Genomic DNA, 11,585 nt, shown 5'->3' with positions numbered 1-11,585 from the left:
TCTTTGTCATTTAAGCTGCTGTGAGTATGGCATGAAGCATTCTGGAGGGAAGAGAGGGGGCGTCATTCGCCCCCTTTTACGGTGTTACCAGCTGAAGTGATAGCTCAGGGTCAGGTTGATCATCGGTTGCCAGTCGTGCTCCTTGATGAGCCACTGCTTGGCGCCGAACTCGGTGCCAAGGCGCCACTGCTGCCAGCGCCAGCTGCGTTCCAGTGTGACTCCCCAGTCCCGCAGGCCCTCATCTGCCCCATAGGCAGCCATGTGGGCCTGACTGCCCCGAGTCAGCCAGAGGTTGAGGGAGATCTCGGCCGGCAGCGGCAGGCTGTGCTCCATATACCAGAGCTGGCCATAACGGCCGCTGACGTCATAGAGCTGGCCCAAGGTGAGCTGGTGATCGTCGTCCAGTTGCCAGCCGAGGCGCCAGAAGGCGCTGAAGCGGCTGCGATCGACCACCTGCATGGGCGCGACGCCGACGGCGAAGAAGCTCTTTTTATAGAGCGGCAAGGCCAGCCCGGCGCTCTGGCCATCGGCGAAGAGCAGGCCGACCTGGGTTTCCCGCTCATAGGCGAGCCAGAACTGCATGCTGGCATCGGCGCGGACTCCAGCCTGATTGCTGCCGAGCTGCCACTGACCGCCCAGCTGCCACTGGTTGTCCGGCTCTTTGGCCGACAGGGGCAGGGTCAGGAACAGCAGCGGCAGCCAGCACTTATTTGCCATAGAGCCGCGCCCAGTCACGGTCCTGATGCATGCCCATCAGGTGGCAGATGATGCCGGAGCGCTGGAAGGCGTAGATGAGCAGCACGCTGGTGGCGCTGAGCGTCATGATGAGGCCGAAGTTGTTGGGCAAGATGGTGCCTTGACGGGCAGTCCACCACAGCAAGAGCGGGCCCCACAGGTGCACGAAGATACTCTTGTGGAAGATGAAGACGGTCAGCGAGTACATGCCGATCCAGTTGAGCGGGCGCCAGCACAGCCGGATGTTGCGCTGATGCAGCCAGAGCACGGCCCCGATCACCAGAAACTCCATGCCCCAGATGCCGGCGCGACCGACCATGTCCATCGCCAGTTCGTGTTCGTTGGCGTAGATGTCGCTGAGCTCGACCGTGCTGGTTTCGCCGAACATGAGATAGACGGCCAGCGCTACCAGCGAGAGCATCAGCACCAGGCTGTTGAGGCGGTCCCGCCATTGGGGCCGCTGATGCCAGCACCAGCCGTAGAGGAAGCCGAAGCAGCCGCTGGCCATGAAGAGGTCGAGGCGGGCATCCAGCTCGTAGTCGGGGTGCACGTGCAGCTTCATCCAGCCGTCGATGTGACCGAGCAGATCCTGCACGCCAAGCTGATCCAGCAGCAGACTGAGCAGGGTCAGCAGCAGCATGCCGCGAACGCCGAACCAGGCGTAGACCAGAGAGAAGAGCGCCAGCAGGCACATCCACAGCATCACCGGGTAGAACGAGATGGCCTCGCCGAAGTTGGGGGCGATCACCAGCCCTTCCACATAGAGCACCAGAATGATGCTGGCGAACAGTACCAGCTTGCCGCCCAGTTGCGGTCTGAAGCTGGCCTGATCGCGGCGGCTGAGGTTGAAGGCGGCCAGTGCCAGGTAGATCTGGCTGACCCAGGGAATGAGCCAGGCCGAGACCTGGGCCGTGGTGTGATCCATGGGCAGCAGCTGGCCGGCCATCGCCTTGTGCGACAGATAGAAGCTGTCCCACAGGGCGTGTTCCCGGTTGAAGAAGTCGATGTACCAGTAGTTGAGGTAGCCGGTGTAGTGCTCGAAGACGGCCATGAAGATGACGAGCCCTCGCAACAGGTCGAGACCCGTGATGCGTGCATCCTGTGGAGGCATGCTGATGCTCCTGCATTGGTTGGAAAAGGAGCGGCACTATAACGGTTGCGGCGAAACTGAACGGGAGCTGAATGTAAGCGAATGTTACCAGGAATTGAGGGTCTGCCCTTGTGACAAGGGCGGATGGGCGGATCGGGCTGTCATGATTTGTAATAGTTTTGGCGGTTTATCAGCCTTTCTGGCGGCCGAAGGCCTGGATGCCGCGCACCAGCACCAGCAGGCCGAGCCCGTGAAACGGCAGCGCCAGGGCGAGCAGCAGCAGCCAGTGGGCCTCGCTGCCGCTGCTGTTGATGAAGCCGACCCAGGCGGCCAGCAGGGCCAGCATGCCCGCTATCTGGAAGCGGCGGCGCAGTACCACCTCCACCCCGAGATTGGCGAGGTAGAGGGTCAGCAGGATGCCGGCGAAACCGGTGAGCTGGGCAGTACCGTAGAGGACGCGGTCCGGGTTGAACAGCAGGGTCACGAGGGGGGTAAGGCCCTGATCCAGCGGGATCAGGGCCAGCAGCCAGCAGGCGATAAGCAGCAGGGCCGTCTTCATGTCGAACTCAGTCGGCGGATGGCGCCGGTTTGACCAGGCTGAGGTAGTTGGCATCCATGGTGAGGAAGACCCCCAGCAGGCGGGCGCTGGCACCGTAGAAGCCAAACGGATCGGTGGCGCGGCAGGCGCGCTCGAAATGCGGGAACCAGGCCAGCAGATGGCCGTGCAGCAAGGCCTCTTGCTCGCCGAGCCACTGTTCGCGCAGATCGGCGCTGGCGGCTTCGGCGGCGCGAATGATGAGATTGCCCATCAGATCCAGTTCGACCCCCAGATGATCGACCGGTTGTTGGTATTTGGCGCTGACATCGATATTGAGCCGGCTCAGCCGTGCCTGCATGCGCTCGAGCGCAGCGGCGTCCTGGTGGGCGGATTCATGGGGAGAGACGGCGTCGTTGGCCAGGAACAGCTCATGGAAGTCGCTGGCCAGCGCGTTGGCCCGCTCGGGACGCACCAGCAGGCGGGCGATGGCGTCATTGAGCTCGGCCACGGCCGGGCGCATGGGATCGAGCGTGGAGAGGCTCTTCAGGAAGCTTCGCACATCATAGCTGTCGTATTCGGCGATCTGTTCGTCGCTGAGCTGGGCGGTAAACAGGGTGGCAAACCACCAGTAAAGTTCGGCCCGACGTTCGCTAGTGGCCAGAAATTCCTGCATTTTTCCTCCGTGGATGGCAAGCGGGAAGCAGACTGAGCCCGATTCTAACGGCTTTGGCGGAAAAGTTAACCCATAGGTGACAATCCGCCGAACAAGTCGGGAAAAACGCCGCCAGAGGCGACCTTTTCAGGGCATGTCGGCGACGGTGTCAGGCAGTGGGGCGAGTCTCGAACTGCGGCAGCTCATCGGTGATCTCGTGCCAGGGGGCCTTGGAGCCGACGAAAATGTGAAAGCCGGGTCGCTGGCTCGGCGCCGTGTCGAGAATGCCGAGGCGCAGGTTCAACTTGCCGCTGCTGCGCTTCTCGCTGAACAGGCTGGAGCCGCAGTGGCGGCAGAAGGCGAGGGTGGTTTCGGGGGATTTCTGGAAGCGGCTGATGGCCTCCTCTCCTTGGGTGATGGTGACGAGCGCGCCATCCAGGCCGCCCACCGGGGCGTAATCGGCGCCGGAAAATTTGCGGCACTCGGAACAGTGGCAGTTGCCCAGATAGTCGAAGCTGTCGGGCAGGCTCAGGGCGACGGCGCCGCACAGGCAGCTGGCGGTCAATGATGTCATCTTGCGGATCCTTGGCTGATGGGTCAGAGCTCCTCGCGATAGAGCGTCTTCTTGCAGTGGGTGCAGATATGCTGGCGCCGGAAATCGGTCTGGTGCACCAGGCCCACATCCAGTTGCTGATGGTGGCCGCAATGAATGCAGAAGATGATGTCGCCATCGATGGCTTCCGGGTGGGCTGCCAGATACTGCTCGCGGGTGGGCAGTTGATCCCACTGCGTGACAAAGGGACTCTTGCGAGTGCCGGTATAGTAGATCCAATAGAACAGCGCGAATACCGAAATAATCAGAAACAGCATCAGGTTATCCAGCATGGCTTACTCCCGTGAGGTCTGCAGTGCAAAGAGGCAAGGGGTGACGTGAGCAGCAGTTGACCGGATGCGATGAGAGGGCCCTTCCGTTGCCGGTCGCGTCGTTGCAGCGCATGCCGGACAACCGCTGTGCCAGTTAAAGATGTTATCTGTTAGTAAATGCTATATCCATGATCTGGCTCTGGTTTTGGCTGTTCGACCAGTCCGGGCCCGGTCATGTTTCTTGGGCGCTGGCTGGCGATGGCACGGCTGGCGTGGGTGTCGGGTGATGGCGGCCCAGCCGATTGGATGCCATGGTCATTGTGAATTTCGCGACACATTTTACATTTTTTAAACAAATTTTTGGGTGGTTGGACTGTCTCTTTGATCCAGCTCACGTTACAATGCGCCTGCCCACTTCACCTATCGCGCAAACGATTTTCAGGAGAGAAACGGATGTTGAAACGTGACATGACCATTGCCGGCTATGATCCAGAGCTGTGGCAGGCCATCACAGACGAGACCCGTCGTCAGGAAGAGCATATCGAGCTGATTGCGTCCGAGAACTACACCAGCCCCCGTGTCATGGAAGCCCAGGGCTCCCAGCTGACCAACAAGTACGCCGAGGGTTACCCCGCCAAGCGTTACTACGGTGGTTGCGAGTATGTGGATGTGGTTGAAACCCTGGCTATCGAGCGCGCCAAAGAGCTGTTCGGTGCCACCTACGCCAACGTGCAGCCGCACTCCGGCTCCCAGGCCAACAGCGCCGTCTACATGGCCCTGCTGCAGCCGGGCGACACCGTGCTGGGCATGAACCTGGCCCACGGCGGTCACCTGACCCACGGCTCCCCGGTCAACTTCTCCGGCAAGCTGTACAACATCATCCCCTACGGCATCGACGAGTCCGGCAAGATCGACTATGACGACATGGAACGTCAGGCTGTCGAGCACAAGCCGAAGATGATGATCGGTGGCTTCTCCGCCTACTCCGGCATCGTTGACTGGGCCCGCATGCGTGAAATCGCCGACAAGGTCGGTGCCTGGCTGTTTGTCGACATGGCACACGTGGCAGGTCTCATCGCCGCTGGCGTCTACCCGAACCCGGTGCCCCACGCTCACGTGGTCACCTCCACCACCCACAAGACCCTGGCCGGTCCGCGCGGTGGTCTGATCCTCTCCGCCGCCGACGACGAGGAGCTCTACAAGAAGCTCAACTCCGCCGTCTTCCCGGGTGGTCAGGGTGGCCCGCTGATGCACGTCATCGCCGGTAAAGCGGTGGCCTTCAAAGAGGCACTGGAACCCGAGTTCAAGACCTACCAGGCTCAGGTCGTCAAGAACGCCAAGGCGATGGCAGCGACCTTCATCGAGCGCGGTTACAAGATCGTCTCCGGCGGTACCGACAACCACCTTATGCTGGTTGACCTGATCGGCCGTGAGCTGACCGGCAAAGAGGCCGATGCGGCCCTTGGCAAAGCCAACATCACCGTCAACAAGAACTCCGTGCCCAACGACCCGCGCTCCCCGTTCGTCACCTCCGGCGTGCGGATCGGTACCCCGGCCATCACCCGCCGTGGTTTCAAAGAAGCCGAGTCCATCCAGCTGACCAACTGGATCTGCGACGTGCTGGACAACCACGACAACGATGCCGTGCTGGCCACCGTACGTGAACAGGTGCTGGACATCTGCCGTCGTTTCCCGGTGTATGCCTGATAACGGCCCTCACCCGGTTTGAGACCAATGCCACCCACGGGTGGCATTGTTTTTTTGTGGCGTTTGGCAACACAGGGGGGCCTGATGACTATGAATGGCGAAGAGAATAGCGGGCAAGGCAATCTGATCATGGCCAGTGAACAGCAAGAACCGGCACTGGAGGCTGAGCTCGGGCAGGCGATCCGCGCCCAGTACCACTTTCGCGCCAGCGAACAGGGGGCGCTGGCGTGGGACGTGCGCCGGCTGGTGCGACTGAGCCGCGATCTGCCGGTGCAGGCGGTGGCGCTTGGCGAGATTGCCGAGCTCGATCAGGAGCACTGGTACGACCATGACGCCGCCCGCCCCACGGTGCGCAGCGTGGTGGAGCACTGCCAGTTGATGATGGCGGCCGATCTCGCCTATCCCATCCTGCTGGACAGCGCCGGCCGGGTGATGGATGGCATGCACCGGGTAGGCAAGGCGTTGCTGCTGGGCCACAGCCATATCGAGGCGCGCCGCTTTGCCGTGGATCCCGAACCCGATTATCAGGGCTGCGACCCCGATGCCCTGCCTTATGACGACTGAGCTCGGTTGATTGGATAGTCAGGGTGAACATCGGAAACACTATTTTTCAAGAGATGGATTGCAGGAGATAGCTCAGTGAAGAGAGTGCTAGAGATTCGGAACTATCGGCTCAAAGCCGGGAGTGGAGCGATTTTTCATCGGTTGGTGGCAGAGCAGAGTTTGCCTCTACATCGTGAGTGGGGGATGGATGTGGTGAATCACGGACCCTCCCTTCATGATCCGGACGTTTATTTTTTGATGCGGGCTTACGATGACCTTGAGGAATTGAACCGCTCACAGGCGGCACTCTATGGCACTGAAGCGTGGCGGACAGGTCCGAGAGAAGCCATTGTCGAGTTAATCGAGAGCGACGCCAATACTGTACTCTGGTTGTCTGATGTCGCCATTGATGCACTCCGTGGTTGCTGATGGCATCTGTCACATCCCTTGTTTCCACGGGCTTTTACCGGTTCCGGATGGCCGTGCTACACTGGCCGGCCTAGCGCCAGCCCCCGGGGCCGGCACCCTTTTCCGTCAACGCCGGAGGTCCGATGCATTGCCCTTTCTGTAGTGCGGTAGATACCAAGGTGATCGATTCCCGTCTGGTGGCCGAAGGCCATCAGGTGCGCCGCCGTCGCGAATGTCTGCTCTGCCACGAGCGCTTTACCACCTTCGAAATGGCCGAGCTGGTGATGCCCCGCGTCATCAAGTCCAATGGCTCACGCGAGCCGTTCAACGAAGACAAGCTGCGGGCCGGCATCCTGCGGGCGCTGGAGAAGCGCCCGGTGAGCATGGAGGCCATCGAAAAGGCGGTCAACCACATCAAGTCCCGCCTGCGCGCCACCGGCGAGCGTGAAGTCGCCTCCCAGCTGGTGGGCAATCTGGTGATGGACGAGCTCAAGAGCCTGGACAAGGTGGCCTATATCCGCTTTGCCTCCGTCTATCGCAGCTTTGAAGATATTCGCGAGTTTGGTGAAGAGATCGCCAAGCTGGAGAAGTAAGTTTTTCTTCCAAACCAGGTTGCCGCGCTCGATTACGCTGCGCTAATCGAACCTACGATATTGCGTAAGCCTGGATGTGCTGTCAGAGGAGCCCAGATGTTTAGTCAAGACGATTACCAATGGATGAGCCGGGCCCTCGAACTGGCCCGCCGCGGCCGTTACACCACTGCCCCCAACCCTTGTGTCGGCGCCGTGTTGGTGAAAGCCGGCGTGGTGGTGGGAGAGGGCTGGCACCAGCGGGCCGGCGAGCCCCATGCCGAGGTCTACGCCCTGCATGCCGCCGGTGACAACGCCCGTGGCGCTACCGCCTACGTGACCCTGGAGCCCTGCTCCCATCACGGCCCGCACCCCGCCCTGCGCCGAGGCGCTGATCAAGGCCGGGGTGACCCGTGTGGTCGCCGCCATGGTGGATCCCAACCCTCAGGTGGGTGGACGCGGCCTGCGGATGCTCTCCGAGGCCGGCATCAAGACCGATTTCGGCCTGTTGGCCGCCGAGGCCGAGGCGCTCAACCCGGGCTTTTTCAAGCGGATGCGCACCGCGTTTCCACAGGTGACGGTCAAGCTCGGCGCCAGCCTGGATGGTCGCACGGCCATGGCGAGCGGCGAGAGCCAGTGGATCACCTCCCCGGAGGCGCGTCGCGACGTGCAGCGACTGCGGGCTCGCCACGATGCGGTGCTCTCCAGCGCCGAGACGGTGCTGGCGGATAACGCCTCCCTCACCGTGCGCTGGGACGAGCTGCCAGCCTCGGTCAAGGCCAGCTACCCCAAAGAGACCCTGCGCCAGCCGCTGCGGGTCATCGTCGATTCGCAAAACCGGCTCACCCCGGATCTGCCGCTGTTCCAGAGCGAGGGCCCGGTGCTGCTGGCTCGCCACAAGGCATCCGGTGAGTGGCCCGCCTGGGTGCAACAGCTGGAGGTACCGCTGCTGGACGGCAAGCTGGATCTGGTCAGCCTGTTCATGCTGCTGGCCAAGCAGAACGTCAACTCTGTGCTGGTGGAGGCGGGACCGCGGCTGTGCGGCGCCCTGCTGGACAAGGGGTTGGTGGATGACCTGGTACTCTATCAGGCGCCCAAACTGATGGGGGATGAAGGGCGCGGCCTGTTCCACCTGCCGGGACTGACCCGGCTGTTCCAGGCGCCCAAGCTCAACATCAAGGATGTGCGCATGGTGGGGCCGGATATCCGCATTACGGCCAGACTGGCCTGATTTATCAATGTTAAAGGGGGCGGTGCCGCCCCCATCATCAGCAAGGTGATCTGCATGTTTACCGGAATTATCGAAGCGGTGGGAACCCTGGCCGAGCTGCACCGTCAGGGTGAGGACATGGTCCTCACCGTGCACGCACCGACCCTGGACTTTGGCGACGTCAAGCTGGGCGACTCCATCGCCACCAACGGCGTCTGCCTCACCGTGATCGCGCTCGGCGACAAGAGCTATACCGCCGACGTGTCGCTGGAAACCCTCTCCCGCACCGGTTTCGCCACCGCCAGGGTGGGCGATCGGGTCAACCTCGAGAAGGCGTTGATGCCCACTTCCCGCCTCGGTGGCCACCTGGTCTCCGGCCATGTGGACGGCATCGGCGAGGTGAAGAGCAAATCGTCCAGCGGCCGCGCCATCGAATACTGGATCAAGGCGCCGGGCGAACTCTCCCGCTACATCGCCGAGAAGGGATCGATCGCGGTGGACGGCATCAGCCTCACCGTCAACGCGGTGCAGGGGGATCTGTTCCGGCTGACCATAGTGCCCCACACTGCCCAGGAGACCACCATCGCCCAGTGGAAACCTGGCTACAGGGTCAATCTCGAGGTGGATCAGATTGCCCGCTATCTGGAGCGCTTGATGACGGGCAAGCGCGAGGAGAGCAACGCCTCCACCCTGACCCTGGAAAAGCTGGCCCAGTCCGGTTTCCTGTGACGGCCCCTCGGCGGGAAAAACGCTTTTCTGTGATCCCGCGCCGATTGAAATGGGGCCCCCTGTGCCCCATCTAGAGCACAATAGGCAGTATCAAGCCGAGCCGACTGGCTCAATCCCCGCAGCATGTTGATGGAGTAGCCCATGGCGCTAAGCACGACCCAGGAAATCATTGCCGATATCAAGGCTGGCAAGATGGTGATCCTGATGGATGACGAAGACAGGGAGAACGAAGGGGACCTCATCATGGCCGCCTCCTGTGTCCGCCCGGAAGATATCAACTTCATGGCCCGCTACGGCCGGGGGCTCATCTGTCTGACCCTGACCCGGGATCGCTGCAAGCAGCTGGCGCTGCCGCTGATGGTCGATCGCAACAACGCCCAGTTCTCCACCGCCTTCACCGTGACCATTGAAGCGGCCGAAGGGGTAACCACCGGCATTTCCGCCGCCGACCGCGCGGTGACCGTGCAGGCTGCTGTCGCACCGAATGCCAAGGCCGCCGATCTGGTGCAGCCCGGCCACATCTTCCCGCTGATGGCGCAGGACGGTGGCGTGCTGACCCGCGCCGGCCACACCGAGGCCGGTTGCGATCTGGCCCGGTTGGCCGGTTACGAGCCGGCGTCCGTCATCGTCGAGATCCTCAACGAAGACGGCACCATGGCGCGCCGTCCTGATCTGGAGCTGTTCGCCGAGCAGCACGGCATCAAACTCGGCACCATCGCCGACCTCATCGAATACCGCAACCAGCACGAGACCACGGTGGAGAAGGTGGCCGAGTGCAAGCTGCCCACCGAGTTTGGCGAGTTCGACCTCATCACCTTCCGCGACACCATCGACAACCAGGTACACTTCGCCCTGAAAAAGGGTGAGGTACAGGCCGAGCAGCCAACCCTGGTGCGGGTCCATCTGCACGACGTGCTGAGCGATCTGCTGTTGACCGATCGCCACAGCGCCCGCAGCTGGCCACTGCCCAAATCCATGGCCCGCATCGCCGATGAAGGCGGGGTGCTGGTGATCCTGGGGGCGGAAGCCCACGGCGCCGAGCTGCTGGCCCGGGTCAAGGGGTTCGAGGCGGCGGACAAGGGGTTGGCACCAGAAGGGGCCAAGTGGCAGGGCACCTCGCGCCGGGTCGGCGTCGGTTCCCAGATCCTCAAGGCGCTGGGTGTCGGCAAGATGCGTCTGTTGAGTTCACCGAAGAAGTACCACGCCCTCGGCGGTTTCGGCCTGGAAGTGGTGGAGTACGTCGGCGAATAAACCCGATGTGATGAAATGAATATGAAGCAAGGGATGACCTCGGTCATCCCTTGTTGTTTTGCCTCAGCGGCGCCGGCGCAACCAGGCCAGCGGCAGCAGCAACAGGGCTGCGAATCCGGTGGCGCCACCACCGCCACTGCTTGAAGTGGTGGTCGTTGTGGTGGTCGTGGTGGTATCCGGAGTCTTGGTGGGCTCGCTGGTGAGACTGATCAAGGCCCCTTCAAGGCGCTGGCTCGCCCCCTGTTCATTGGTGGCGGTGAGTTCAACGCCCTTCACGCGCAGGGTACCGATGGTATTGTTGCCATCGGCGCGAAGGCGCAGGGTGCAGGTTTGACCCGCTTCCAGACGGCCAGCGCAGCCGTTGCTCATGGCGGGGGCGTCGCTGTAGATGCCGCTCAGGGTGACCGCCTGGTTGCTGCGGTTGGCCAGCAGGTAGTCGGCCCAGCCACTTGTGCCTGAAGGCAGGATCAGGCCGCGGACCGTGGTCAGGGTGACGCCTTGCTGCTGCTCGGCGATCCAGTCACTGAAGGCGGGGGCGTAGACATAGCCACCGGCGCTGCCGGTGGCGCAGGGGAAGGCCCCGTAGCTGGTCACGCCGACCAGTTGTCCACCATAGGTGAGCGGACCACCGCTGTCGCCTTTGCAGGTGTCCTGACCGGCCAGCTTGCCGGCGAAGATATGGGTCGTGGTCGGGTCACCGTACCAGAAGTCCCGGTCTCCCCGATAGGCGAGATCCACCGCCAGCAGTTGCGGGCTGGCTTTGGTCGCGCTGGGGTCGATGCCACCGTACCCCAGGGCATGCAGCATGGTCGTGTTCTGCTGCCAGGTATCCTTAATGACGGGGTCGGCGATGGCGATCGGTGCCTGGGTAACGGGGGTGGCAAGGTGCAGCAGGGCTACATCCGAGGCGTTCGGGGTGTCGCGATAACCCAGATTGGTCAGCAGGTTGACGTAATACTCCGGGTGCATCAGCACCTGGTCGACCTTGCTGCGAAGGTGAGGGCGGCTGAGATCACTCACCCCGATGGCCACTTCCATGGGGCCGGACTGGGCATTTGCTACGCAGTGTGCTGCGGTGAGTACCCACTGCTTGTCGATGAGAGTGCCGCCGCAGAAATTGCTCCAATTGCCGTTGACGACTTCGCCGATAGCTACCATCCAGCTGGGGGCTGTCACGGCGCTGCCACCGATGATGCGCGGGCTGCCAGCATCGGCCTGAGCGGCCAGCGGCAGCAGGCAGGCGAGTGCGACGCTGCTGCTTTTGAAATCCAACATACTGAACTCCTTGG

13 protein-coding genes and 1 pseudogene are annotated in these 11,585 nt (G+C 62.3%); 7 read left to right on the top strand and 7 right to left on the bottom strand.

From position 1 onward, the window contains the following. Window positions 1-84: 84 nt before the first annotated feature. The 6 genes from ACPDZI_RS16540 to ACPDZI_RS16515 form a co-directional block, all read right to left on the bottom strand. Window positions 85-717: a hypothetical protein gene (locus ACPDZI_RS16540; protein ID WP_162275762.1), complete on the bottom strand. Its 633-nt coding sequence runs from the start codon at window positions 715-717 to the stop codon at window positions 85-87. Next, complete coding sequence (locus ACPDZI_RS16535; RefSeq protein WP_438833492.1) at window positions 707-1,846, bottom strand: hypothetical protein; 1,140 nt, start codon at window positions 1,844-1,846, stop codon at window positions 707-709. Before ACPDZI_RS16535 ends, ACPDZI_RS16540 begins: the two co-directional genes overlap by 11 nt. A gap of 169 nt (window positions 1,847-2,015) precedes the next feature. Then, on the bottom strand, window positions 2,016-2,384 hold the full coding sequence (locus ACPDZI_RS16530) for a hypothetical protein (protein WP_146062902.1): 369 nt from the start codon (window positions 2,382-2,384) through the stop codon (window positions 2,016-2,018). Window positions 2,385-2,391: 7 nt separating this feature from the next. Further along, window positions 2,392-3,036 (bottom strand): molecular chaperone TorD, encoded by a 645-nt coding sequence (gene torD, locus ACPDZI_RS16525; RefSeq protein WP_276846559.1) that lies wholly within the window; start codon window positions 3,034-3,036, stop codon window positions 2,392-2,394. Between the two features lie 148 nt (window positions 3,037-3,184). Continuing rightward, a complete protein-coding gene (locus ACPDZI_RS16520; RefSeq protein ID WP_438833491.1) occupies window positions 3,185-3,589 on the bottom strand; it encodes a GFA family protein in 405 nt (134 codons plus the stop codon). Between the two features lie 23 nt (window positions 3,590-3,612). Next, complete coding sequence (locus tag ACPDZI_RS16515) at window positions 3,613-3,900, bottom strand: hypothetical protein (protein WP_168966620.1); 288 nt, start codon at window positions 3,898-3,900, stop codon at window positions 3,613-3,615. Window positions 3,901-4,332: 432 nt separating this feature from the next. On the opposite strand from ACPDZI_RS16515, the gene glyA reads away from it, so the two are divergent. The 7 genes and pseudogenes from glyA (at window position 4,333) to ribBA (ending at window position 10,296) form a co-directional block, all read left to right on the top strand. Next, window positions 4,333-5,586, top strand: coding sequence for a serine hydroxymethyltransferase (gene glyA, locus ACPDZI_RS16510; RefSeq protein ID WP_106553204.1), 1,254 nt, complete (start codon window positions 4,333-4,335; stop codon window positions 5,584-5,586). Window positions 5,587-5,715: 129 nt separating this feature from the next. Then, on the top strand, window positions 5,716-6,150 hold the full coding sequence (locus tag ACPDZI_RS16505; RefSeq protein ID WP_438834588.1) for a hypothetical protein: 435 nt from the start codon (window positions 5,716-5,718) through the stop codon (window positions 6,148-6,150). Window positions 6,151-6,225: 75 nt separating this feature from the next. Next, complete coding sequence (locus tag ACPDZI_RS16500) at window positions 6,226-6,558, top strand: NIPSNAP family protein (protein ID WP_268032279.1); 333 nt, start codon at window positions 6,226-6,228, stop codon at window positions 6,556-6,558. A 122-nt stretch (window positions 6,559-6,680) separates the two neighbouring features. After that, a complete protein-coding gene (nrdR, locus tag ACPDZI_RS16495) occupies window positions 6,681-7,130 on the top strand; it encodes a transcriptional regulator NrdR (protein ID WP_010675395.1) in 450 nt (149 codons plus the stop codon). Between the two features lie 96 nt (window positions 7,131-7,226). Continuing rightward, window positions 7,227-8,337 (top strand): annotated as a pseudogene (gene ribD, locus ACPDZI_RS16490) (bifunctional diaminohydroxyphosphoribosylaminopyrimidine deaminase/5-amino-6-(5-phosphoribosylamino)uracil reductase RibD). A gap of 54 nt (window positions 8,338-8,391) precedes the next feature. Continuing rightward, on the top strand, window positions 8,392-9,045 hold the full coding sequence (locus ACPDZI_RS16485) for a riboflavin synthase (RefSeq protein WP_276846548.1): 654 nt from the start codon (window positions 8,392-8,394) through the stop codon (window positions 9,043-9,045). Between the two features lie 141 nt (window positions 9,046-9,186). After that, window positions 9,187-10,296, top strand: a complete 1,110-nt coding sequence (gene ribBA / locus ACPDZI_RS16480; RefSeq protein ID WP_016351734.1) for a bifunctional 3,4-dihydroxy-2-butanone-4-phosphate synthase/GTP cyclohydrolase II — start codon at window positions 9,187-9,189, stop codon at window positions 10,294-10,296. Between the two features lie 63 nt (window positions 10,297-10,359). Here the strand turns inward: ribBA and ACPDZI_RS16475 are convergent, their stop codons facing one another. Beyond that, complete coding sequence (locus ACPDZI_RS16475) at window positions 10,360-11,571, bottom strand: S1 family peptidase (protein ID WP_207136617.1); 1,212 nt, start codon at window positions 11,569-11,571, stop codon at window positions 10,360-10,362. Between the last annotated feature and the right edge of the window lie 14 nt (window positions 11,572-11,585).

It is taken from the genome of Aeromonas oralensis (assembly GCF_049665575.1).
GTDB lineage: Bacteria > Pseudomonadota > Gammaproteobacteria > Enterobacterales > Aeromonadaceae > Aeromonas > Aeromonas hydrophila.
The sequence above is the reverse complement of the archived record's forward strand: the minus strand, read 5'-3'. Positions and strand labels throughout refer to the sequence as shown.